Origin of the sequence: Gordonia otitidis (assembly GCF_020735545.1) — a bacterium.
Lineage (GTDB): Bacteria > Actinomycetota > Actinomycetes > Mycobacteriales > Mycobacteriaceae > Gordonia > Gordonia otitidis.
On sequence record NZ_CP085974.1, the window covers coordinates 757,715 to 781,976 of the forward strand.

Here is a 24,262-nt window from a genome sequence, read left to right on the forward strand (position 1 = left end):
TGCCGACATCGACTCGGCGCGCATACCGCGCCATGCACTCCCCGGACGGGTAGCGTGTCGGACGTGTTGGGTTTGCCAGAACAGATCTCGGTCGCCCTATTCGACCTCGACGGCGTTCTCACGAGTACTGCCGTCCTGCATCGCGTTGCGTGGAAGGCCGCCTTCGACGACTTCCTGCGCGCCCGCGACGGCGACGACTTCGTCCCGTTCACCGATCAGGACTACCTCGACTATGTCGACGGTCGTCCGCGCGAAGACGGCGTGCGGGCGTTTCTCTCGTCACGGGGAATCGACGACGTCGACGACGCGACGGTTGAGAAGATCGGATCGGGCAAGAACGCGATGTTCCTGGCCACACTCGAATCCGACGGCGTGAATCCCTATCCCGGGTCGGTGCGCTACCTGCAAGCGGCCCAGGATGCGGGTCTACGCATAGCGGTGGTCACCTCGTCGAAGAACGGAGAAGCGGTGCTCGACGCTGCGGACCTGGCGAAATTCGTGGAAGTGCGTGTCGACGGCCAGGAGACGGCCGCACGTGGACTGCGCGGAAAACCCGCGCCCGACTCGTTTCTACTGGGGGCAGAATTGATGGGGGTCCAACCGAGCGCAGCCGCCGTCTTCGAGGACGCGATCTCGGGGGTGCAGGCAGGTGTGGCCGGGCACTTCGGCTACGTCGTCGGCATCGACCGGGTCGACGGCAATCAGGCGCAGGCCATGCGCACTGCAGGAGCCGACGTCGTCGTCAACGACCTCGATGAGATGATCCCCGCATGAGCCGCACCACTGAACAGACCACAGGATTCGACATCGATCCCTGGCAGTTGCACTGGCGTGGAGTCGATCTCGACGCGCTCGGCCGCAACGAGACCTTGTTCGCACTCTCCAACGGCCACATTGGACTTCGTGGCAGCTTCGAGGAGGGCGAGCCTGTCGATCATCCCGGCACCTATCTGAACGGCTTCTACGAGCTGCGTGACCTGCCGTACGCCGAAAGTGGCTACGGTTACCCGGAATCCGGTCAGACTGTCGTGAACGTGACCGACGGAAAGATCATCCGACTGCTCGTCGAGGACGAGCCGATGGATCTGCGGTACGGGAGGACCGAAGAGCACTCGCAGACCCTCGATTTTCGGACCGGCACCTTACGGCGCAACACCCTCTGGACCTCGCCGACCGGCCGCACCGTGCGCATCAAGTCCGAGCGGCTCGTGTCGTTCACGAAACGCACAATCGCCGCGATCCACTACGAGGTGGAGCCTATCGGCGAGGACATGAAGCTCGTGTTGCAGTCGGATCTGCTTGCCAACGAGCCGATTCCGATTCCCGGCAACGATCCGCGGCTGGCCGCCGCCTTGGAGTCGCCGCTGGTCTCCGACCTCGCCACGTGCCGCAACTACTGGGGCATTCTGGTGCACCACACCAAACAGTCCGGACTCCACATGGCTGCGGGCATGGATCACCAGATCGATTTTCCGGGCGCCGCAGACAGTTTCATCCGCGCCGACGACGATCTGGCCCGACTCACCATCGCAGCCAACGTCCCGCAGGGCACCACGCTGAAGATGACCAAGTACATCGGCTACGGGTGGTCGGCACGGCGGTCGGTGCCCGCGCTTCGCGCCCAGGTCGACGCCGCGCTGGCCATGGCGATGGAGACCGGCTGGGAATCGCTCAAGGCCATGCAGATCGCCTACATGGAAGATTTCTGGCGCGACGCCGACATCGAACTCGACGGCGACGCCGAGGTCCAGCAGGCGGTGCGGTTCGCCCTCTTCCACGTCCTGCAGGCGGGAGCCCGCGGACAGTCACGTGCCATCCCGGCGAAAGGACTCACAGGCCCCGGATACGACGGCCACACGTTCTGGGACACCGAGAGCTTCATCCTGCCCATGCTGACCTACACCGTGCCGGCCGCGGCAGGTGAGGAATTGCGGTGGCGCCATTCGACGATGGACAAGGCGAAGTCGCGCGCAGCCGAGCTCGGGCAACGTGGCGCCATGTTCCCGTGGCGCTCCATCAACGGCGACGAGTGTTCGGGCTACTGGCCCGCCGGCACCGCAGGCGTGCACGTCAGCGCCGACATCGCCAACGCGACCGCACGGTACATGCGCGCCACCGACGACGAGCAGTTCGAAACCGAGTGCGGCGTCGAACTTCTCGTCGAGATCGCACGCCTATTCGCCGGCCTCGGACACCATGACGTCAACGGACGATTCCGCCTCGACGGTGTGACCGGCCCCGACGAGTACACCGCGGTCGTGAACAACAACGTGTTCACCAACCTCGCGGCACAGCTCGCGCTGCGCGACGGTGTGGCGTGGGTCCATCGCCGGCCCGACCTCGCACAGAAGTACGGTGTGACGAATGCCGAAGCGGCGCACTGGGAATCGTGTGCAGATGACATGACCATCCCCTTCGACGAAGCGCTCGGTGTGCACCAGCAGTGCGAGGCGTTCACACTCCTGGGGGCATGGGATTTCGCAGCGTCGGTGGGCAAATACCCTCTGCTGCTCAACTATCCGTACTACGACCTCTATCGCAAGCAGGTGGTCAAGCAGGCCGACCTGGTGTTCGCGATGTACATGTTCGGACGGGCGTTCACCGAGGAGCAGAAGCTCCGCAACTTCGACTACTACTACCCGCTCACAGTTCGCGACTCGTCATTGTCGGCGTGCTGCGAAGCGGTCACCGCAGCAGAGGTCGGGTACCTCGACCTGAGCTACGACCTGCTGGCGGAGTCGGTGTTCACCGACCTCCACGACCTGCACAACAACGTGAGCAGCGGGTTGCACATCGCCGCCCTCGCGGGCGCGTGGATGGACTGCGTCGCGGGATTCGGTGGGATGCGTGACTTCGGTGGACACATCACCTTCGCGCCGCGGCTCCCACCACGGCTGACGTACATGTCGTTCCGCATGACGGTGCGCGATTCCAAGATCGTCGTCGCCGTCGACAAGCAGACGGCAACCTACCGGCTGCTGTCCGGTCCGAAGATCGACCTCTCACACCACGGGGAGAAGTTCACCCTGACCGACGAGCATCCCGTCACCAAGGACATCGCCGAGATCGAGCACCGTGAGCCACCGAAGGCCCCGGTCGGCTGCGAGCCCTATCACCGCGACTAAACGGCGTCAGTGGGTCGGTTTGGCCTCGGGATCGGCGGCGATGTTGCGCGCGATCCTCTCGCGGAGACTGCGCAGTACGTCCTTCGAGGCCTCTGCCCACGGCATGAGGATCGGGAAGACGTGGAACATTCCGCGTCCTTCCATGCCGTACACCGGAACCCCGTTGGCCTCGAGCTTCCCGACGAACTCACGGATGCCGTCGCGGAACATCTCGTCCTCACCCCAACACACGAACGTCGGCGGGAACCAGTCCGGGCTGGGATCGGCGTAGACGATCGACACCCGCACGTCGTTGGGCTGGACGCCGTGGAGGTAGGGCGTGACGGGAATGCTCCACGGAAGGATGTCGTACTTGGCGTTCTCGGTCACCGACGCGTTGTCGAGATCGAGGTCGATCTCGGGTGAGAACAGCGCCAACGCGGCGGGCCGCGGCATGTCCTTGTTGTGCAGGTAGCTGATCAGCGAGGTCGCCAGACCACCGCCGCCGGAATCGCCAGCCACCATGAGGTGCTCGGCGGGTATCCCTCTGTCGAGTAGCCCCTGGTAGACGTCAGCGGCGTCGAGAACACCTGCGGGGAAGGGGAATTCGGGCGCCATGCGGTAGTCGGCGATGAAGATCTCGAAGCCGGTGATGCGGACGAGCGCTGCGGCGAACGCGGAGTACATGATGGGCGAGGTACCGATATATCCGCCGCCGTGCAGATACAGGATGGTGGCGCCGATCGCTTCCTTGCTCTCGTCGTCGTCGACGTAGGCGTCCGAACTCGCCTTGGCTCGACACCAGATGCCGGGAACGCCGTTGATGGTGTCCTCGGTGATCTCGACCTTGCCCGCGAGTTCGATGACGGGCGGCAGAATGGTGTTGCAGATGTCGTCGAGGGCCTTTTCCATGGATCGGAACTCTTCGATGGGCAGGCCCATCGAGTAGCCCATGAACGCACGAATCGTGTTTCGGGTGACGGCCTGGCCGATGTTGTCGAGAAGCCCCGACGGACCCTTCCATGGCTTCGAGAAGGGCACACGGGCGAGGCCGTTGAGCAGACTCTCCCCGAGTCCGACCATCGTCAACGCCGCGATCGGCTTGGATGCGGTCTCCACCTCGGGTCGATCTGCCATCACCATGGCGTCAGGATACGTGAGGTGGACGTCACCGACGCCCGCCTCGTCACACGCTGCACCGAGCCCGGGGGTCATACGCCGCCGGCCGACGCCACCGACCGGCGTCGCGCGCCACCAAGTATCCTGACAGGCACTATGCCCACTGACCTGACCAGCACCGACACGCGTACATCACACGGGGCGGGCCGTCCGTACTACATCACGACGGCGATCGCTTATCCCAACGGCGCTCCGCATATCGGGCACGCATACGAGTACATCTCGGCCGACGCTCTCGCCCGGTTCAAACGGCTCGACGGATTCGACGTGCGGTTCCTCACCGGTACCGACGTGCACGGGCAGAAGATGCAGCAGACCGCGGAGAAGGAAGGCATCCCGACCGCAGAGCTCGCGCGGCGCAACTCCGACCGGTTCCAGCAGCTCCAGGACCGCCTCGGCTCGAGTTACGAACGCTTCATCCGCACCTCCGACGACGACCACAAGCGGGCGTCCGAGGTGATCTGGCAGCGCATGGCCGACGCGGGCGACATCTATCTCGACACCTACTCCGGCTGGTACGACGTCCGCGACGAGACCTTCTACGCCGAGGCCGACACCACGGTCGACGACGCCGGCGAGCGCGTCGCCTCCGACAACGGTCACGTGCTCACCTGGACCGAGGAACAGACGTACTTTTTCCGACTCTCGAAGTACCAGGACAAACTCCTCGACCTCTACGAGTCGCATCCGGAGTTCATCGGCCCCGACGTGCGGCGCAACGAGGTGATCAGCTTCGTCAAGGGCGGACTGACCGATCTGTCGGTCTCGCGCACCACATTCGACTGGGGTGTTCCGGTTCCCGGCCACCCCGACCACGTCATGTACGTCTGGGTCGACGCCCTCACCAACTACCTCACCGGTGTGGGGTTCCCTGACGATCAGGCGATATTCGACAAGTACTGGCCCGCCGATCTGCACGTGATCGGCAAGGACATCATCCGATTCCACTGCGTGTACTGGCCCGCGTTCCTGATGAGCGCAGGAATCGAACTGCCCAAGCGGGTCTTCGCGCACGGGTTCCTGTTCAACAAGGGCGAGAAGATGAGCAAGTCGATCGGCAACGTCGTCGACCCCGACAACCTCATCGACGAGTTCGGCCTCGACCAGTTGCGCTACTTCCTCCTTCGGGAGGTGCCCTACGGCCAGGACGGCTCGTACTCGGCGGAGAGCATGACCGCACGCGTCAACGCCGACCTCGCCAACGAGTTCGGCAATCTCGCGCAACGCACGCTGTCGATGATCGGTAAGTACTTCAACGGCGCCGTGCCCACGCCGGGCGCGTACACCGACGCCGACGCCGAGATCCTCGACGCGACAAGCGAACTGCTGCCGCGGGTGCGTGCACACTTCGACGTCCAGGCGATCCACCTCGGCCTGGAGGCTCTGTGGTCGGTTCTGGCGCAGACGAATCGGTACATCTCCGCGCAGGAGCCGTGGAAGCTCGCGAAGACCGACCTCGAGCGGACGGGCACGGTTCTCTACGTGTGTGCGGAAGTTGTCCGGGTGGTGGCCCTGCTGGCCGCACCCGTCATGCCCGCCTCGTGCAACACGTTGCTCGATCTGCTGGCCGTCGGCGATGACCGCGATTTCACTGCCGTCGCCGACCGACTCGTGCCAGGAACCGAATTGCCCAAACCGACGGTCGTCTTTCCTCGTCGCGATTCCTGAGCGAGGTGTGACGACGCGGTGACGCCGACCGCAACCGATCTGCTGCGATCCCTGCACGCGGCGACCACACGTCGCCGATTACCTCCGCCTGCAGCACTTGTGGGCGATTGGTGGGATGCCGACGCGGTCATCGCCCCGTCGGTCGATGTGCGACCGCACCTCGCACCTCCCGATCATCCGGACCGATTCTGGTTGGGATACCTGGGTTTTCCGGTGCGCGGCGTCGAATCGGCGTTACCGACGGTTGCCGGTGGACTGACCGATCACCTGTTGGTGCTGCGGGCGGGACGGTGGCATCACGTCAGTACGTCGGAGGAGCCGCTACCCGGCTGGGTGGTCGACGCCGTGGCGGCGACCGGCACCACAGGCCAACCGCGAGTACAGGAGTGGGTAGCGAACTGGAACGTGCCCGACGCCCGGCCACACGTCGGTGCGATCAGGCGGTGTCTCGACGCCATCGGGGCGGGTGAAATCTACCAGGCATGCCTGTGTACCCGTTTCTCCGGCACACTCACCGGCTCGGCGTCCGCGTTCTTCGCGGACCTGGCCGCGCGTACCCGGCCGGCCAAATCGGCTTTCCTGCAGGGCGATTGGGGTTCGGTGGCGAGTTTCTCACCCGAGACGTTCCTGTCCCGACGTGGCGACCGCGTGGTCTCAGCCCCCATCAAGGGAACCATCGCCGCCCACGAGGACCCGACCGTGCTGGCGGCGTCGTCGAAGGACATCGCCGAGAATGTCATGATCGTCGACCTCGTCCGCAATGATCTGGGGCGTGTCGCACGCACCGGATCGGTGCGCGTCGAGAAGCTGCTCGAGGTGGTCGGCGCGCCGGGCGTGTGGCATCTCGTTTCCCGCGTCTCGGCGCAGGTCCCGCCCGAGGTCGGCAACCTCGCCCTGCTCGACGCGACGTTCCCGCCGGCATCCGTCACCGGAACACCCAAACTCAGGGCCATGGAGTTGCTTGCGCAATGGGAGCGCGATCCACGTGGGGTGTACTGCGGTGCCGTCGGGCTGGCGGGCCCCGATGGTCTGCTCGATCTCAACGTCGCGATCCGAACTGTCGAGATCACTGCCGACGGTGCGATCGCGCTGGGCGTCGGCGGCGGTATCACCGCGGACTCCGACCCGGTCCGCGAGTGGCAGGAATGCCTCGACAAAGCGGCCAGCGTGGTCAACGCACCCCCGAGGGTGCTCGGTTAACCTTGTCCGTATGGACCGGGCCGCTGCGGTGAGGCAGGCAGCTGAGACGACGGCCGATCTCGCCGATATCCGTCTCTCCATCATCGACCAGGCAATCGGGTCGACCCACGCGCCACAGCACTACTACCCCGAGGGCTACACGCCGCCCACGCCCGTCCTCGAATCGTGGGCACGCGCACGGGAACGCGGACAGCGACGCGACACCCACCAACCGACGGTCGTCAGCGACGACGAACTCGACCGCAGACGCGAACGGAGCGCGCTGCGCAACGCGTCGCCGGCCGCCCGGGCCGTCGTCGACGCGAGCGCCGAAGAGTCCGACCTCGTGTACGGCATGTTCGACGCCGACGGAGTGATGCTCTGGGGACAGTCCGATTCCCGCCTGCGCGAGCAGGCACAGGCGTTGCACATCAGCGAGGGCGCCCGGTGGGACGAGGAGTCCGCTGCGACGACAGCCGTCGGTCAGGTGCTCGCGGATCCGCGGCCACAACGCGTCTATCCGGCCGAGCACTACGCGTACGCACTCGGTGACTGGTACTGCGCGGGAGCCCCGGTGAGTGACCGGATCAGCGGCGACCTGGTGGGCGTGATCGCCTTCGCAGGCCGCGCGAGCGCCGTGCAACCGGCAACCCTCATGCTGGCCGCGTCGGTCGCCGAGTTCTGCGCCCGCGACATCGCCGACGAACACCAACGCACGCTCAGCGCCTTGCGCGAAACGAGCGGAAAAGAGCTGGCGGCCTTCAAGGCAGCGCTGCTCGTCGACGAGGACGGCCTCGTCGCCGACAGCCGCGGGGTCATCGCACCGACTCGGATCGCGCCGCCCAGTGAGCGCGAATTGCAGTTCGTCGCGGGTCTGGGCGTGTGCGTCGCCGAACGTGTTCCGGGCGGCTGGGTCGTCCGCCCAGCCGGACCGTCGGGTCCGATCCTCATCGAACTCGACCTGCGCGGCGAGCCGTCGATCCACCTGATCGACGGCGCCGACCAGCTCACCATCGTTCTCACGCGGCGGCATGCCCAGATCCTGCTGCTGCTCTCCGACGCCGGGCGCGCCGGACTCACCTCCGCGCAGTTGAGCCGATTCCTGTTCGGCGACACCACCCACGAGGTATCGGTCCGTGCCGAGATGTCACGCCTGCGACGCGTCGTAGGCACCCTGGTCTCGAGTCGTCCGTACCGGCTGGCCGCCGAGGTGACACTCACCGTCGTGCCGGACTGACCGCGCCGCCGGCTGGTGCCGTCGGCGGGTCGGGCGGTGCCGTCGGCGGGTCTGGCGGTGCAGAAAGTAGGGGAAGAGATCCTTCCCCTAGTTTCGATCCTTTCCGCGGGAAACTTCGCGGGGAAACGTCGAAAACCCGGGGAAGAACCCCGCCATCGACCCCTCCCCGACTTTTTGCACCGCCCCCGGTGCCGTCGGCGCGAAAGCCGGTGCCGTCGACGCAGAACCCGGTGCCGTCGGCGGGTCGGGCGGTGCTGTCGGCGCGAAAGCTGGCGCGCCCTCAACGGGCCTGAGGTGCAGAAACTAAGGGAAGAGATCCCTCCCCTAGTTTCGATCCTTTCCGCGGGAAACTTCGCGGGGAAACGTCGAAAACCCGGGGAAGAACCCCGCCATCGACCCCTCCCCCGGCTTTTTGCACCGCCCCCGGTGCCGTCGGCGCGAAAGCCGGCGCCGTCAGCGCAGAACCCGGTGCCGTCAGCGCAGAACCCGGTGCCGTCAGCGCGAAACCCGGTGCCGTCGGTGCGGAACCCGGTGCCGTCAGCGCAGAAGCCGGTGCCGTCGGCGCGAAACCCGGTGCCGTCGGCGGGCCCGGAGAACCCCCAGCCGCGGGGTCAGTCAGACCCCGACCTCGCGGCCAGCACGGCCTCGTAGATGTCCCGGCGCGAGACGCCCGTCCCCTCGGTGACCTGCGCGCAGGCCTCCTTGAGACGTAAGCCCCCGGCGACGAGCTGTTCTGCCTGCTCGACGAGGTCGTCGACGGCGGGAACCCGGCGTTCGCCTGGCGCAAGGACGACGGTGATCTCGCCGCGGACACCCTGCGCCGACCACTCGGCGAGTTCGGCGAGCCGACCCCGACGTATCTCCTCGTAGGTCTTCGTCAGTTCCCGACAGACCGCGGCCTCCCGGTCGGGGCCGAGTACTTCGACCGCGTCGGCGAGCGTGTCGGCGAGGCGGTGCGGTGAATCGAAGAAGACGACGGTGCGCGGTTCGTCGACGAGCTGGCCGAGCCAGTCGAGTCGCGCCTGACGCTTGCGTGGCGCGAATCCTTCGAAACCGAACCGGTCGGACGGCAGGCCCGACACCGCGAGCGCCGTCGTCACCGCGGACGGACCCGGCAGGGCAGTGACACGCAGACCCGCCGCGGCGCAGGCGGCAACGATCTTGTGTCCTGGGTCGCTGACCGACGGCATGCCTGCGTCGGTCACCAGCAGCACGGTGCGACCCTCGCGGATGGCGTCGAGCAGCGCGGGCGTGCGTGCGGCCTCGACCTGGTCGTAGTAGCTGACGACGCTGCCGGTGATCGTCACGCCGAGCGACTGTGCCAGCGCACGGGTGCGTCGTGTGTCCTCTGCTGCCACGATGTCGGCGGTCTCGAGCGCCTGTCGCAGACGCGTCGAGGCGTCGTCGACCTGACCCATCGGGGTCGCGGCGAGGACGAGTCGTCCACTCGTCGCGCCGGTGTCGGTCGCCTCGGGAGCGGGATTCATGCGAATCACTGTACGAGCGGGACATTACGATGGGCCGAGTGACCATCGTCGACGGACCCGTAGCTGCGCCCGCCGCCGATCCGACGCCCCTTCGGGGACGCATGATGCAGGTGGCTGCACTTCGTTCGACGCGTGTGCGTCCCGATCCGGAGATCGAGGTACCGCTGTTCGGGGCGCCCGACCGCAGGCGGGGACTGATCGTCGGGTTGATCATCACCCTGGCCGCCGTGGCCACACGTTTCTGGGGCCTGACCCACCCCACCGACCAGGGCACGCCCGTCTTCGACGAGAAGCACTACGTGCCGCAGGGCTGGCAGGTACTGACCGGCGGCAACTGGATCGAGGACAATCCGGCGTACGGGCTCGTCGTGCACCCGCCCGTGGGCAAATGGTTGCTGGCGGCGGGCGAGTGGATGTTCGGATACACGCCGCTCGGGTGGCGGGTGATGTCCGCTCTCGCCGGTGTGGCGATCGTGGTGATGATCTACCGCGTCGTGCGCCGAATGGCGCGTTCGACGCTGGTCGGGGCGATCGCCGCGGTCTTCGCGATCTGCGACGGCGTGCTGTTCGTGCAGTCACGCATGGGAATGCTCGACATTTTCCAGTGCCTGTTCGTGGTCGCCGCGTTCACCGCGATCATCGCCGATCGCGACCAGGTGCGCGAGCGCATGTTCACCGTCTACCTCGACGGTCGGATCAACGACTCGCCCTTCGGCCCTCGCCTGGGTTTCCGGTGGTACCGCTTCACTGCGGGAGTGATGCTCGGCCTGACATGCGCGACAAAATGGTCGGGCATCTATTACGTCATCTTCTTCGGGCTGCTGGTGATCGGATTCGACGTCGCAGCCCGCAAGGCCTATCACGTTCGACGCCCCTGGGTCGGCGCTCTGGTCCGCGACGCCGTGCCCGGCGTCGCGAGTCTCGTCGTCATGCCGATCGCCATCTATTTCGCGAGTTTCGTGCCGTGGTTCACCAGTGAGACCTCGGTCTATCGCTACCAGGTCGGCAACACCATCGGCACCGATGGGCCGTTCGCCTGGGTGCCCGGTGCGTGGCGTTCGCTCTGGTACTACGAGGCGGGTGTTCTCAAATTCCACGCGGGCCTGACGAACTCCGCGGGTAACCATCACCCGTGGGAATCCAAGCCGTGGACCTGGCCGATGAGTCTGCGGCCGATGCTGTACGCCCTCGAGAACGGCCCCGACCAGTGCGGCGGCGGCCAGTGTGTACGGGCGCAGATGCTGATCGGGTCGCCCGCCATGTGGTGGTTGGCGATACCGATGCTGCTGTGGGGATTGTGGGCCTGGTTGGTCCGACGTGACTGGCGCTACGCCGCCGTCGTCGTCGGCTACGCAGCGGGATTTCTGCCATGGTTCGGAGATCTGGACCGCCAGATGTACTTCTTCTATGCGACCGTCCTCGCGCCGTTCCTGGTGATGGGTCTGGCCCTGTGTTGCGGCGACGTGCTCCGTGCGACCAGGTCGTCTCCGTGCAAGCCACGACCCGAACGCCAGACCCTCGGCATCATCGTCGTCGCGATCTATATCGGGTTGGTCGTCGCGAACTTCGCCTGGCTGTGGCCCATCCTCACCGCAAGTCCGATCTCCCCCGAGCAGTGGCATCAGCAGATCTGGCTGCCCAGCTGGGGCTGAGGCCGCATGGCAGACACGGCGTCAGGAACTCCAGGATGTCGTTGACGACCCCGCCGCCCTGCGACAGACAGCCGATTGCGCGGTCTCGCACCTTGCTGTCGATACCGCTGGAGATACTTACGGTTTCACTTCATGATTCGTCAGCCGACCGAGCGTCGGACCAGGTCGACGATCGTCGCGTCGTCGATCCCCATGGCGCGCAACGCAGCGACGTGCTCGACAGTGGCGCGCTGCGCGTCGTCGAGTGTGGTGTTCGAGCCCGCCCGGATGAACGAACCCCGACGCCCCCTGGTCTCGATGATTCCCGCGGCTTCGAGTTCGCGGTAGCTGCGGGCAACGGTGTTCGGGGCCAGGTCGAGATCGGCCGCCAGTGCGCGCACCGTCGGAAGTCGTTCCCCGACAAGTAGTTCACCACGCGACACGAGGTCGATGACGCCCACGCGGATCTGCTCGAATGGTGCGCGATCGGCGTCGGGGTCGATACGAAGTCTCGCGGCGAGTTCCATCGTCGACCTCAGAGCAGATCCCGCGACAGTGGGCACGACATACACCGCGGCCCACCGCGGCCCGACCCGAGTTCACGGCCTTCGATCTCGATGACCTCGATCCCCGAGTCCATCAGACGCCGGTTGGTCTCGACGTTGCGGTTGTAGGAGACGACGACGCCCGGCTCGATCGCCAGCGTGTTGTTGCCGTCGTCCCACTGTTCGCGTTCGGCGGTCACCGGGTCCAGGCCGGTGTCGATCACACGGAGTTTATCGATACCCATTGCCTCCGCGGCGGCCTCGACGAACGGTTCGGCGCCGGTGACCTTCACATCACCGTCGCCGAGATCGCGCAGCGTGAATGCCGACATCGAGTCGCGGATGTTCGGGTACATCACCACCGCGTCGGCGTCGACCATCGTGCAGACGGTGTCGAGGTGCATGAATGCGCGCTGCTGTTCGATCGGGACGGCGAGAGCGGTGTGTGCCAGGCCGTCGGCGAACAGACTGCGGGCGAGGGCTTCTGCACCGGCAGGGGTTGTCCGCTCGCCGACTCCGACTGCGACGACCCCGGGTGCCAGCAACAGCACGTCGCCCCCCTCGACGGGCGCGACCTGCGACTCGTACGCGCGTCGCGCACCGTTGAACATCGGGTGGTGGGCGTAGATCAGATCGGTCAGCGACGTCTCGCGCACCCGCGCGGGCAGGGCGAGCGAGGTGATGGCGAAACGCGGGCCGATCCAGAACGAGCTGTCGCGGGTGAACAACAGGTTCGGTAGGGGCGCGATCGCGAACTCAGGACCGTAGTGCATCCGACGCACCAACGACGACGCCTCGGCCGTCGGACTCAGCGGCAGTTCGTCGAATGTCATGCCGGCGGTCAGGATGTCGGCGAGTTCTGCCGCGGCCAGCCCCCGGAGATAGCCTGCGAGTTCCTCGGCCAGGTGCGGCCCGAGCAGTCGGGAGTTGACGGCCGCTGCGATCCCCTGGATGCGCGCGGCCCCGCTGTGCGCGAGCGTCTCGGTGAGCAGATCGCCGAGCAGGAAGACGTCGACGCCGCGCTCGGTGAGTGCGGCGGCGAACTCGTCGTGCTCCTCCTGAGCGCGCGCGACCCAGGGCAGCCCGTCGAAGAGCAGTTGATCGCTGTTGCGTGGCGTGAGGCGAAGCAGTTCGTCGCCGGGGCGATGTAACATCACCGCCCGAAGGCGGCCGACCTCGGTGTTGGAGCCGAGTGTGTAATCACCGCTGGCAGTCGACGCAGGCATGGGACAAATCTAGTCGTCCGGAAACCCGGACGCTCGGCACGGAGCGCGCGCGTGCTCACGGACTGTCGGGTTCGGCCTGGTCGGTCGGGTGCAGACGTGGCGCCTCGCCCACGACCTCTGGCGCGGTCTCGCGCGCGAACAGCCACGCAACGAAGGCGACTGCGGCGACCGCTCCGGTCAACACGAAGGCCGGACCGAAGCCCACGCTTCCCGCGACGAATCCGACGACGATCGGCCCCGTCACCGCGCCGAGGTCAGACGACATGCTGTAGGCGGCGAGCGCCGATCCGCCCTGCCGACGTGCACCGAGAACGTCGGCGAGCGCGGCCTGATGGGTCGGCGCGAACAGGCCTGACCCGACACCCGCGAACAGCGACAACACAAGTGCGGCGACGATGTTCGGCGAGAAGCCGAGCAGCGCCGTCGAGATCGCCATGATCGCCAGGCCGGGAAGCATCACGGGTCGACGGCCGAGTCGGTCGGACATCCTGCCCGCCACCAGGATCGCGGCGACGTTTCCCGCGGCGTAGACGGCGAGGACGACTCCGGTCATCGCGGCCGATTGGTCGAGTCCCTCTGTGATGAACAGTGGCACCACCGCTACTCGCACACCCATCGACGCCCAGCCCTGAGTGAAGTTCGACGCGATGATCGCGCGATAAGCGCTGTCACGCAAGGCGGCACGCAACGACATCGCACTGCGCTGCGGAGCGTCGGACGTCACCGGTTCAGCCGTGTCGCGCAACTGTGTTGCGACGACCGCCGAGGCGACGAGCAGGGCGATCGCGTACACGACGAACGGCATCCGCAGACCGAAGCCGACCAGCGCACTGCCGATCAGCGGTCCGGTGATGTTGCCGATCAGAAAGCCCGCGGAGAAGAATCCCGACACGCGGCCGCGGATCTCGTTGGGCGACAGCCTGATCAGCAGTGCCATCGCCGACACAGTGAACATCGTCGAACCGATCCCACCTGCGCCGCGGAACAGGAGGAGTTGGATGTAGTTCTGCGCGAACGCGCAGGCGAGCGTGCTGGCCGCGACGATGAGGAGACCGGTCAGGTAGATCCGACGCTCACCGAGGATGGTGACCAGGCGCCCGGTGGCGGGGGCGAAGATCAATCGCATCACCGCGAACGCGGACACGACCGCCGACACAGCGGTGTAGCCGACATCGAAACTGCGGGCGAAGGTCGGCAGGGCCGGCGCGATGAGACCGAACCCGAGTGCGATGACCACGTTGGCGGACAACAACACCCAGATTCCGCGGGGAATCTGCTTCACCCGATCACGGCTCCTCGGGCAGTTTGTCGAGCGCCTCGGCGGTCAGGGAGCGCCCCAGTTCGATCATCTCCGTGGCCTTGTGGAAATCCAAGGTACGCACGGCCTTCCGCGGCACCCGGATCAGGATGTCCGGAGGATAGCCAGCGATCTGATAGCGGGTGAGCGCGATCGACATGATGTCGAGGGAACGCAGAAGGATCTCGATCCTGCCCATCGGAGCGGCCCTGGCGGCATCGTCGTCGGCATCTGCGCTCGGCGGCTGCGCCTCGTCGTCTGCCGATTCGTCCGCGGTCGTCGACTCGTGCGCGGTGACATCGGCTTCGACGCCGAAGCGCTCCCGTACCGACCGCACCCAGTCGTTCTCGAGGAGCGGGGTGATGTTCCGACGAATCACACCCTTTGTCTTCGGGGCACGACTGGCACCATGTTCGGCTCCGTCGTCGGCGTCGAGCACGACGCCGATTGTCACATCGCTGCTGACCGCGGAGGTGGGCGCTACGGGCAATGGGTCGAGGATTCCACCGTCTGCGAGCAGCCGACCGTCGACCTCGTGAGGTCGGATCACGCCAGGAATGGCGATCGAGGCACGGATGGCGTCGACCAGACTGCCCTTCTGGAACCACACGGGTCGTCCGGCCGCGAGGTCGGTGGCGACCGCGGTGAACGGGACGTCGAGGTCTTCTATCGTGGTGTCGCCGAGGATCTCCCGGACCCGGGCGAGGATGCGTTCGGCACCGATCATTCCGCCCGGTTTGGACAGTGAGACGTCGAGCAACCGCATGACGTCGAGCTGTGAGAGCCCGCTGATCCAGTCGACATAGTCGTCGAGACGCCCGGCGCAGTACAGTCCACCGACAAGCGCCCCCATCGACGATCCGGCTACGCTCACGATCTCGTACCCGCGGGCGTCGAGCTCGTTCATGACCCCGATGTGCGCGTAGCCGCGAGCTCCCCCACTGCCCAGAGCGAGGGCCACGCGAGACGGTCTGGCCATGGTGTTCAGCCTATCGATCCGGTCTGCGGTCGCATGTACGCATTCACCGTATGCACCCACCCACTGGACGGACGCTCACTCGATCGGCAGCCGACGAGGGCCTGCGCCCTGACGGTTCAGTTCGTCGCCCGGATTCAGGAGGTGGCATGCCCCGAGTGAGAGGCATCCGCACCCGACACAGGAGCCGATCATGTCGCGCATGGTCTCGAGGAGCTCGATCCGGTGATTGATGTCGGCGATCCAGCGCTGCGACGCGGCCTCCCACATCGCGCGTGAGGGCGACTCGTGATCACCGAGTTCGGCGAACACCTCACCGATCACGGCGAGCGGAATCCCCGCAGCCTGCGACGCGCGGATGAACGCCACCCGACGCAGCATCGCACGGTGGTATCGACGCTGGTTGCCGGGCGTACGGCGCGAGAAGATCAGGCCCTGGTCCTCGTAGAATCTGACGGCCGAGGGAGCGATACCCGCACGCTGGGCCAGTTCTCCGACGGACAGTTCGATCTTCTTCAAGCCCATATGACGACAATAGGCGACCTCAAGTTCACTTGAAGTCGCCTATGTCGGTGATCTCGACGAGCTCGATCAGCCGGGTACTGCGCCGAGTGACGAGCCGGCGCGGTCGATCAGCTACGGACGACCATCACAGGGGCGTCGGCCTCGCGGAGCACCTTCTGACTCGTCGAGCCCAACAGCAAGCCCTTGAAGCCACCGCGACCGCGGCTACCGACCACGATCAGCGCCGCCTTGTCGCCTGCGGCATCGAGCACGGCCTTGGCCGGGTCTTCGGGGATCACCTTGCGTTCGATCGTGACGTCCGGGTAGTCCGACGCGAAGCCCGCGAGTCGCTCGGCGAGAGCCTCTACCGCGTCCTGCGACATCCGGCTGACCTCGTCGGGATCGATGCCGTAACCGTGCAGTGCGTCGACGTCGAGCGGGGTCCAGGTGTGTACTGCGACGAGCGGGACGTTACGCAGCGATGCCTGCCGGAACGCCTCCTTCACCGCGGCATCACTCACCGGCGAATCGTCGATACCCACGACGACCGGACCGTCGACGTTGCCCTCGCCGTCGATCACGACGACGCGACCGTGATGGTGCGCTGCGACGGTGATGCTGACGGAGCCGAGGAACAGACCTCTCACGCTGCCGAGCTTCCGCGTGCCGACAACGATCATCGACGCGTCCTTACCGAGTTCGAGGAGCACGCGCGCGGCGTCGCCGTCGACGATGGACGTGTGCACGGTGACGTCGGAGGCAACCTCTTTGGCGACGGACGCGGCACTGTGCACCGCGTCGGTGGCGTCCTGCCGGATCGCATCGATCACGTCCTGCGGGATGATGAGTCCCGGCGCGTAGTCACTGGTGCTCGCGTCGTAGACGCCGACCAGCTTCAGGTCGAGGTGCTCGAGCTGTGCTTCCTTGGCAGCCCACCGAACCGCGGCCGTTGCCGCCTCGGAACCATCAACGCCGACGAGAATCGCGTTCATCTGTACTCCAACTCCTCACAACTGTCTCCGTCACTTATCCTCACCTTCCATCGTGCCCGTCAACCGATGCGAGGGCAATGGAAGAAGGTCCCGATCACGCCGGAGATGCCCGACTCGGCGACGTGCAGATATGACGTGCAGATGTACGGTGGGTGAATCACCGCCTGTACCCCGAACAATCACCCGCACTGCCCGAACCGATTGGCGCTGACCCCACGATGACTGGACCACAAGACAATTCGCCGGACGATCGCCCCGACCATCCGGAGCACGGATCGGTCGGCGGACCGTCCCCGTCCGAGCCGAGTGACTTTCGTCGCGCGGTGACCTCGGTGGTCGTCGTCGTGTTCTTCGCAGTCGCAATCGTGTTGGTCGCAGCGGCGTCGTCCGGTGCACTCCAGACCTTGCTGCTCATTCTCGCGCCGCTCGTGGTGCTGATCGCGGGACTCGTGACAGCGGTACGCACGTACAGGGTCTGGCGCGCGGGCGGCCGCTGGCAGATCTGGCAGGGTGCGATGTGGTTCGAACTCGCCTTCTTCATCATCGTGCTGTTCAGCACCGCGCCCCTGCTGGTGGACTGAGGTACGCATCACCGCGCTGTGATGACACGAATCAGTCAGTGCGAAAACGACTCTCCCGTTTCCACGAGCAGTTCCACGACCAGCGACAGCTGACATCACAATCACTGCTGCCACAACCGCCGGCGCCCCGCCACCTGTTCTGGTGGCGGGTGGTGGGGTGGCCCGTGGCCGGGTCGTGCAGGCAGGGCTGGTCAGGCGGCGTCGGATAGCGGCGGGTCGATGCCGCCGGGTGGTTCTCCGCCGGGTGGATCGTCGCCGGGTGGTGGGTCGGGGTCGAGATCGAGCCGGCGGGGTGGGTTCCAGGTGATGTCGACGCGCCGCTCACCCGTGCGCTCGGGTGTGGTGTCGAGCAGCGCGGTCAGGAGCCGGTGATCGACGATGCTGATCGAGTAGGGCGTCGGCGGGTCGCCGGGAGTGTCACGCGCGTCGCGCTGATCGGCCGACGCGGTCACGTCGCCGCGGTCGACGCCCTCCCGCACAGCACCTGCACCATCTGTGCCTGTGCTTATGCGTGTGTGTCGGCGGCGTCGGTCTGCCAGGTTGGTGATGGTGCCGGTGGTGGCCGACGTTTCGACGCGTGTGGTGGCGAGATAATCACGGAAATCGGCGGCCACATCCGCAGCCCGGTTGACGTGTTCAGGATTCGGCGGCATACCGGGGGCGGCGTTCAACCGCCACGCCACCCGCCCGGTATCGGGGCCGTCGGTGATGATGCGGGTCGTGTACTGGCCGGGCTTGGGTCCGACCCGATTGTTGTGTACATCGCACGCCGGTGCCAACTGGTCGATGTCGGTGCACCCACCAGCAGCCCAGTCCTTGGCGGCGTGGTGCATCGCCACCCGCGACGCCGGCTGAGTACAGCCAGGGGCTGAACACACGCCGCCACCCTCGGCAGCAAACAACGCCAACCGCTGACCTGGCGACGCTAACCGTTTCGACCGCCCCAAATACAAGGGCACGCTGGTGTGCTCGGCGAAGACCGCCAGATACGGTTGCACCCCGCTCGCCGACCGGGCGGCCATTTCGATCAGATCCGGTATTGGCAATAGCGTCCCGGATGCGGTCTGTGCCACCCCGGCCTGTGCCTCCAACTCGGCCAGCGTGGTTTTCACGATCACCTGGATCGGCAACCCGCGGTGGGTGCCGCCGAGCATGCCCGACTCCACCACCCGCGCCAGCAACGCGGAAAACGCATCATGGTTGCGTTGGGCTTGCGACCGGTTGTCCCGGCTGGCTGCCTCGGCGACCTGTTCGGCAGTCGCGGCCGTGACCGGCCCGACAGGCGAGTCGGCGTCGTCGGGATTGTTCATGCCGGGTTTCGCCCAGGCGTCCAACACCACATCCAGGCGGGCGCGGGTCGCCGGATCAAGATCGGCAGTCAACCGCGACATCAGATCCGCACCCTGCCGGTTCACCCACAACCGGCGACGTCGTTTGCGGTCGGTGTCGTCGGTGACCGCGCCGTCGGGATCGAGATGTGCCATCAATCGAGTGCCGAGATTGGTGATTTCTTTCGGCGTGAACTGCACCCCATAACCAGCCATCTGCGCTTCCGCTGCGACACGCACGTCGGCCGGGATCTGATGCGGGATCTGATCGAGTACTTCGAGCACTGCCCGTGCGCGAGCGGGTGCAATCAGCCCCTGCCCCCAGTGACGCGCCAACGTCGGACACTGCGGATCGCCTTTCTCACCCACGATGGATGTGAACGAGCCGGTTGCTGCGATGAGTCGATGTCGGGCCGCCGGGTCGCCGACACCCAGCCGGTGGGCGAGAAAGTCCCGCACATCGCGGTACCCCAACGCGTGTGGCAGATTGCGATCCGACGCCTCCACCACCAGCCGATCAGTCACCGCTGCCGCAGTCCGCCGCGCCAAACGCTCCGCCACCGCGGCCGCCTCCACCACACCCGCATCCGAAAGCTGCGACACATCACAGCCGGCCAACTCATCAATCACCGACGCCAACCGCGACAACACACCCGCCACCCGAGCATCCGCCGACCCCACCACCGCAGAACCCAACCCAGCAGCATCCAACAACGAAGGCGCACAACCACTCTGGACATCACCCTGGTGGCCGTCCGCGTCGTCATGGCCAGCACTCACGCGTCCTCACCCCCAAGACCTTCCGCTGTTGCGTCGAATCGATCGTTCGAATATGTGTTCTACACTACCCGACGAATCGGACACTGTCGACCGCTCGCGAGAACTCTCGCGATGACCTACAAGGATGCTCTCAGAAGTCAGTTACGTTGTCCGGCAGCACTATCCGCGGTAACTCCCATGCCCCGCGTACTTACGACGAAAGCGTTCAACCCGCCCTTCGGTGTCGACGACGCGGGCAGTGCCGGTCCACAGCGGGTGTGAATCGCTCGTGATGTCGACGATGATCAACGGATAGCGCAGGCCGTCAGTCCATTCCACGGTCTGCGCCGACGTCGCGGTCGATCGCGAGAAGAACTGCGTACCCGTCGAGGCGTCGCGAAAGACAACGGCGTGATAGTCGGGATGAATGCCTGGTTTCATGAGTGGTCCTCTTTCTCGGAGTCGGTGTCATTTCCGTCGTGCGCGGTGCCGTCGGAGTCGAGCCGGTCGGCGATCGACAGCAGCCCGGGTTCGGGCAGCACGCTGTCCGCACAGGGATCCTCGTGCCAGGTCCCGAACGGGTCGGCATAGGAGTTCCAGGCGCTCAGACCCGCCGACATCTCGGCGTCGGTGAGCGTGGCGGCGGTCAGCACCTGCACGATCTCGGTGACGTCCGCGCGGTGCGCGAGAATCGTCAACGCGCTGTGCCGATCGCCGAATCGTTCATCCCACCTCATCGCTGCGTGGGCGAGGCGCTCCGGATCGACTTCGGCGCGCTCGTCGGCCGACATCGCCGCAAGCCACCGCCCCGCCTCCTCGACATGCAGTGCCCCGCCCGCGGATTCCAGCCAGAACACCTCGTCGGACCGGCTGGCCAACCAGAGGCGACCGCGTGAACAGATCACGCCTTCGAGCAGGTGATCGAGCGCGTCGTGCAGACGTGTGGGATGGAACGGTCGATCGCTTTCGAACAACGCGAGCGTCACACCGCATTCGGTGGTCAACGGCGGTGCGCCACGCAGCAGTGGATCGTGTGGTCCGAAGACCGCTCCCCGACGGGCGCTCGAACCGATCGCCCTCAGCAACTGCATCACGACAGTCGGCCTGATCGGTCGCTGGGGTAGTTCCATCACGATCGGCGCGCCAGGTGCGAGACGACGCAGCACCTCCATCAATCGCGCCGACGACCACGCATCGCGAAACATCGGATCGGCGCCCGCGAGTACCAGCGCGTCCGCGAACGCGACCTGCCCGACCGCCACCTGGGCAAGCGTCCGCTCGTCGTCGACGTCGGCAACCCCCGCCTCCCCGAGTGTGACGTCGCCACTCGCAGCATCGAGCCAGTCCGACTCCGAGACGCATGCGATCGTCGCGTCCACGACCACGTCATCGCCTGCCGGAGCGTCGAGAAAGCCCGGCATGTCGGAGCAGACGACATGCTCGATCGACCAGCACAGTGCCTCCGGCTCGATGAGCGGATCGAGCTGCAGCACAATGCGTTCGACCGTCGTCCGTTGATGCAGGCGCCGCAGCAGCGGAAGAAGATCGATACGCAGCGTGCACGAGACGCAGCCGTGCTCCAGCGAGATCTCACGGATGTCACAGTGCTCGACGCCGTCGAAGTCGATCGAGCGCATCGTGCGCAACACCCGTCCGCTCGGCAGGGACGACAGATCGTGGTGGACCAGTGTGGTGCCTGCCATCGCGAGCGCATCGGTGGTCCGTGCCACCACATCCCTGTCGAGTCCAGTGACCAGCGTCAGCGGCGTACGCGGTCTCGACGGCGCCTGTTCGCGGCGTCGACCACCAGTTGAATCGGCGTGCACGATCATCTCCTCACCGACTTGATTGTTGGCAATGATTTCCATTTAGCGTCAGGTCACGATAGCGTGGAATACCGCACTAATGCCAATCGTTCCCAACAAGGAGGTTGTGTCGTGGCCGCACGATGTCAGGTCACCGGGAGAGCACCGGGATTCGGCAAGCAGGTGGGGGTGTCAGATGGTCTGTGTAAGTCCAGTGCTCATTAGTGAGAGGAAGATTTATGAGCATGGCGTTAGACGACAAGCAGCAGGACAACGACGACCACCCGCAGCTGCCTGAGCTCGCAGAGCCGCGTTCGACTGCGGAGGTGGCCGAAGCGTTGCAGGCCTCGGGCATGGTCGATGAGTTGTTGGCCCAGATCGATTCGGGTCAGGTGCAGGTCACCGGGGACGGTGGCTTGATTCCGGGCTTGATCAAACTCGCCCTCGAACGCGGTTTGAAGGCCGAGCTGACCGATCACCTCGGCTACGAGAAGGGCGACCCGGCAGGCCGGGAACTGCCCAACGCCCGCAACGGATCAACCCCGAAAACGGTGGCGTCTGAGGCGGGGCCGGTCGAGCTGAAGGTCCCTCGTGACCGTGACGGCACCTTCACCCCACGTCTGGTGCCGAAGGGATCGCGTCGGCTCGGCGGCCTCGATGACATCATCATCTCGCTGTACGCCGGAGGCATGACGTTACGCGACATCCAACATCATCTGGCCGCCACGGTGGGCACCGATCTGTCGCATGAGACGATCTCCAAGATCTGCGACGAGGTTTGCGACGCGGTCGATGAATGGCAGAGCCGGCCGCTGGAAGCGTTGTATCCCGTCCTCTATCTCGATGCCCTGGTGGTCAAGGTCAAAGACGGTGCTCACGTTCGAAATAAGCACGCCCACATAGCTATTGGTGTCGACATGGCTGGCGTCAAGCATGTGCTGGGCATCTGGATACAGGCTGAAGAGGGCGCGAAGTTCTGGGCCGGGGTGTGCGCGAATCTGGCCAACCGCGGCGTCAAAGACGTGCTGATCGTATGCTGCGACGGGCTGACCGGATTCCCCGAGGCGATCGAGGCGACGTGGCCTTTGGCCACCGTACAAACCTGCGTCGTGCACCTGATCCGCAACGCGATGCGGTTCATCAACTACAAAGACCGCAAACAGGTCGCCCGGGCGATCAAACCGATCTACACCGCCCCCGACGCCGAAACCGCCCGCCGAGAATGGGAGACCTTCCGAGATTCGGCGTTGGGTGTCACATATCCGAGTGCGGCACAGGCTTTCGACCGCGCCTGGGACAGATTCATCCCATTCCTGGCCTTCCCACCCGAGTTGCGCAAGGTCATCTACACCACCAACTCGATCGAGTCGCTGAACTATCAACTCCGCAAGGTCATCAAGAACCGAGGACACTTCCCCAACGACGTCGCGGTCCGCAAACTGCTCTGGCTGGCTATCTGCGACATCGAGGACAAACGAGCCAGGCAACGCGAGAAGGAACGCGGCAAGCCAGCCAGTCAGCGTAAAGCGCCCGGACGACTCGTCGAAGGGCAAGTCGTGACCAGCTGGAAACAGGCCCTCGGACAACTCGCCCTGGCCTACCCCGACCGCATCGAACCCCACCTCAACTAGACACCGAAAGCGAACCCAAGAAATCAGGAGTTACGTTCTTACACAGACATCTTGACAAGCTCAAGCAGGTGTCGCACTCACACCGAAGGACCTCACGCCGCTGGAACCCCAACATCCAGCGACGCCGCTACTACCTGCCCAGCGAACGCCGGTTCGTGACGCTCGACGTGAGCGCCAAGGGCATCAAGACCATCGACCACAAGGGCATCGAGGCCGTGGTCGCACAGATTCGCGCACGAGGAGAGAAAGTCTGATGGCTCGCAACGAGATCCGCCCCATAGTCAAACTCCGGTCGACGGCCGGAACCGGGTACACCTATGTCACCCGCAAGAACCGTCGCAACGATCCCGACCGCATGGTGATCCGCAAGTACGACCCGATCGCCAAGCAACACACCGAATTCCGCGAGGATCGCTGATGGCCAAGAAGTCCAAGATCATCCGCAACGAACAGCGCCGCGAGACAGTGGCCCGCTTCGCCGAACGACGGGCTGCACTCAAGCGGACCATCGTCGACGCCGCCGCGACGCCCGAGCAACGCGCTCAGGCCCAGCGCGATCTGCAGGCGCTTCCCCGCAACGCCAGTCCGACGCGGGTCCGCAACCGCGACGTCGTGGACGGACGACCACGCGGCTACGTGGGTAAGGCAGGCGTATCGCGGGTCCGGTTCCGTGAACTCGCCCATCGCGGCGAACTACCGGGCATCCACAAGTCGAGTTGGTGAGTACCGTCGAGGGTGTGCGACGCCGACATCCGGTGTCGTCGCCCCGAGGGTGACACCCCGACCGTTCTCGACGACAGTCCACAGAAACAACGGTTCACAACGAAGGATTCGAGCAGATGGCGAAGCGAACACCGCGCCGTCCTCGGCCTGGTGCCGACACCAAGCCGAAGCAGACGCGCAACCAACTCAACGCACTCGGCGTGACCGAGGTCGACTACAAAGACGTCAACCTGCTGCGCAAGTTCTTGTCCGATCGCGGCAAGATCCGCAGTCGACGGGTCACGGGTCTGACCCCGCAGCAGCAGCGCCAGGTGGCCACGGCCATCCGCAACGCGCGTGAGATGGCACTGCTGCCGTTCATTTCCCGACGCTGACTTTGCGACACGGCTGAATCTTCGGTTCCGGTTGCC

The 24,262-nt window shown here is 65.7% G+C and carries 23 protein-coding genes; 12 read left to right on the forward strand and 11 right to left on the reverse strand.

The window, feature by feature from the left end:
• The first annotated feature begins 63 nt into the window (after positions 1-63).
• Both LK459_RS03365 and LK459_RS03370 read left to right on the forward strand, forming a co-directional pair.
• Positions 64-774, forward strand: a complete 711-nt coding sequence (locus tag LK459_RS03365; RefSeq protein ID WP_227921824.1) for an HAD family hydrolase — start codon at positions 64-66, stop codon at positions 772-774.
• Positions 771-3,125, forward strand: a complete 2,355-nt coding sequence (locus tag LK459_RS03370; protein WP_007239410.1) for a glycoside hydrolase family 65 protein — start codon at positions 771-773, stop codon at positions 3,123-3,125. Before LK459_RS03365 ends, LK459_RS03370 begins: the two co-directional genes overlap by 4 nt.
• A gap of 6 nt (positions 3,126-3,131) precedes the next feature.
• Here the strand turns inward: LK459_RS03370 and LK459_RS03375 are convergent, their stop codons facing one another.
• Positions 3,132-4,247 (reverse strand): alpha/beta hydrolase, encoded by a 1,116-nt coding sequence (locus LK459_RS03375; RefSeq protein WP_039994162.1) that lies wholly within the window; start codon positions 4,245-4,247, stop codon positions 3,132-3,134.
• Between the two features lie 132 nt (positions 4,248-4,379).
• Between LK459_RS03375 and metG the strand changes: the two genes are divergently transcribed.
• Genes metG through LK459_RS03390 form a run of 3 tightly spaced genes read left to right on the forward strand, consistent with a single transcriptional unit; the run spans position 4,380 to position 8,367 of the window.
• Complete coding sequence (metG, locus tag LK459_RS03380; RefSeq protein ID WP_227921825.1) at positions 4,380-5,951, forward strand: methionine--tRNA ligase; 1,572 nt, start codon at positions 4,380-4,382, stop codon at positions 5,949-5,951.
• A gap of 18 nt (positions 5,952-5,969) precedes the next feature.
• A complete protein-coding gene (locus tag LK459_RS03385; RefSeq protein WP_227921826.1) occupies positions 5,970-7,151 on the forward strand; it encodes an aminodeoxychorismate synthase component I in 1,182 nt (393 codons plus the stop codon).
• 10 nt (positions 7,152-7,161) lie between these two features.
• On the forward strand, positions 7,162-8,367 hold the full coding sequence (locus LK459_RS03390) for a GAF domain-containing protein (protein ID WP_227921829.1): 1,206 nt from the start codon (positions 7,162-7,164) through the stop codon (positions 8,365-8,367).
• A 611-nt stretch (positions 8,368-8,978) separates the two neighbouring features.
• Here the strand turns inward: LK459_RS03390 and rsmI are convergent.
• Complete coding sequence (rsmI, locus tag LK459_RS03395) at positions 8,979-9,854, reverse strand: 16S rRNA (cytidine(1402)-2'-O)-methyltransferase (RefSeq protein WP_227921836.1); 876 nt, start codon at positions 9,852-9,854, stop codon at positions 8,979-8,981.
• 29 nt (positions 9,855-9,883) lie between these two features.
• Between rsmI and LK459_RS03400 the strand changes: the two genes are divergently transcribed.
• A complete protein-coding gene (locus LK459_RS03400; RefSeq protein WP_407648713.1) occupies positions 9,884-11,506 on the forward strand; it encodes a dolichyl-phosphate-mannose--protein mannosyltransferase in 1,623 nt (540 codons plus the stop codon).
• Between the two features lie 140 nt (positions 11,507-11,646).
• Here the strand turns inward: LK459_RS03400 and LK459_RS03405 are convergent, their stop codons facing one another.
• The 6 genes from LK459_RS03405 to LK459_RS03430 all read right to left on the reverse strand — a co-directional run bounded on the left by LK459_RS03405 (position 11,647) and on the right by LK459_RS03430 (position 17,025).
• Positions 11,647-12,012 carry a GntR family transcriptional regulator gene (locus LK459_RS03405; RefSeq protein WP_007241297.1) on the reverse strand — a complete coding sequence of 122 codons (366 nt, stop codon included), beginning with the start codon at positions 12,010-12,012 and terminating at the stop codon, positions 11,647-11,649.
• 8 nt (positions 12,013-12,020) lie between these two features.
• A complete protein-coding gene (locus LK459_RS03410) occupies positions 12,021-13,256 on the reverse strand; it encodes an arginine deiminase (protein ID WP_227921840.1) in 1,236 nt (411 codons plus the stop codon).
• 55 nt (positions 13,257-13,311) lie between these two features.
• Positions 13,312-14,538 carry an MFS transporter gene (locus LK459_RS03415; RefSeq protein ID WP_007241299.1) on the reverse strand — a complete coding sequence of 409 codons (1,227 nt, stop codon included), beginning with the start codon at positions 14,536-14,538 and terminating at the stop codon, positions 13,312-13,314.
• Between the two features lie 4 nt (positions 14,539-14,542).
• Positions 14,543-15,532, reverse strand: a complete 990-nt coding sequence (locus LK459_RS03420; RefSeq protein ID WP_227921842.1) for a patatin-like phospholipase family protein — start codon at positions 15,530-15,532, stop codon at positions 14,543-14,545.
• Positions 15,533-15,607: 75 nt separating this feature from the next.
• A complete protein-coding gene (gene soxR / locus LK459_RS03425; RefSeq protein WP_007241301.1) occupies positions 15,608-16,054 on the reverse strand; it encodes a redox-sensitive transcriptional activator SoxR in 447 nt (148 codons plus the stop codon).
• A gap of 107 nt (positions 16,055-16,161) precedes the next feature.
• Positions 16,162-17,025, reverse strand: coding sequence for a universal stress protein (locus tag LK459_RS03430; RefSeq protein WP_007241302.1), 864 nt, complete (start codon positions 17,023-17,025; stop codon positions 16,162-16,164).
• Between the two features lie 218 nt (positions 17,026-17,243).
• On the opposite strand from LK459_RS03430, the gene LK459_RS03435 reads away from it, so the two are divergent.
• The gene (locus LK459_RS03435; RefSeq protein WP_227921843.1) at positions 17,244-17,606 is read left to right on the forward strand and encodes a hypothetical protein; all 363 of its coding nucleotides are present in this window, start codon (positions 17,244-17,246) and stop codon (positions 17,604-17,606) included.
• Between the two features lie 191 nt (positions 17,607-17,797).
• Here LK459_RS03435 and LK459_RS03440 read toward each other — a convergent pair whose 3' ends face one another.
• The 3 genes from LK459_RS03440 to mrf form a co-directional block, all read right to left on the reverse strand.
• Positions 17,798-19,618, reverse strand: a complete 1,821-nt coding sequence (locus tag LK459_RS03440) for an HNH endonuclease signature motif containing protein (protein WP_227923556.1) — start codon at positions 19,616-19,618, stop codon at positions 17,798-17,800.
• A 255-nt stretch (positions 19,619-19,873) separates the two neighbouring features.
• Positions 19,874-20,134 (reverse strand): type B 50S ribosomal protein L31, encoded by a 261-nt coding sequence (locus LK459_RS03445; protein ID WP_227921845.1) that lies wholly within the window; start codon positions 20,132-20,134, stop codon positions 19,874-19,876.
• Positions 20,131-21,525, reverse strand: a complete 1,395-nt coding sequence (mrf, locus tag LK459_RS03450) for a ribosome hibernation factor-recruiting GTPase MRF (protein WP_227923557.1) — start codon at positions 21,523-21,525, stop codon at positions 20,131-20,133. The genes LK459_RS03445 and mrf overlap by 4 nt, the downstream gene beginning before the upstream one ends.
• Before the next feature lie 212 nt (positions 21,526-21,737).
• Between mrf and LK459_RS03455 the strand changes: the two genes are divergently transcribed.
• The 5 genes from LK459_RS03455 to rpsR all read left to right on the forward strand — a co-directional run bounded on the left by LK459_RS03455 (position 21,738) and on the right by rpsR (position 24,226).
• Positions 21,738-23,129 carry an IS256 family transposase gene (locus tag LK459_RS03455; protein WP_227921847.1) on the forward strand — a complete coding sequence of 464 codons (1,392 nt, stop codon included), beginning with the start codon at positions 21,738-21,740 and terminating at the stop codon, positions 23,127-23,129.
• Positions 23,130-23,197: 68 nt separating this feature from the next.
• Positions 23,198-23,383, forward strand: coding sequence for a 50S ribosomal protein L28 (rpmB, locus tag LK459_RS03460; RefSeq protein WP_227921848.1), 186 nt, complete (start codon positions 23,198-23,200; stop codon positions 23,381-23,383).
• On the forward strand, positions 23,383-23,547 hold the full coding sequence (rpmG, locus tag LK459_RS03465; RefSeq protein WP_007236524.1) for a 50S ribosomal protein L33: 165 nt from the start codon (positions 23,383-23,385) through the stop codon (positions 23,545-23,547). Before rpmB ends, rpmG begins: the two co-directional genes overlap by 1 nt.
• Positions 23,547-23,852 carry a 30S ribosomal protein S14 gene (gene rpsN, locus LK459_RS03470; protein ID WP_007236525.1) on the forward strand — a complete coding sequence of 102 codons (306 nt, stop codon included), beginning with the start codon at positions 23,547-23,549 and terminating at the stop codon, positions 23,850-23,852. The genes rpmG and rpsN overlap by 1 nt, the downstream gene beginning before the upstream one ends.
• A 116-nt stretch (positions 23,853-23,968) precedes the next feature.
• The gene (gene rpsR, locus LK459_RS03475; protein ID WP_005179663.1) at positions 23,969-24,226 is read left to right on the forward strand and encodes a 30S ribosomal protein S18; all 258 of its coding nucleotides are present in this window, start codon (positions 23,969-23,971) and stop codon (positions 24,224-24,226) included.
• Positions 24,227-24,262: the final 36 nt, after the last annotated feature.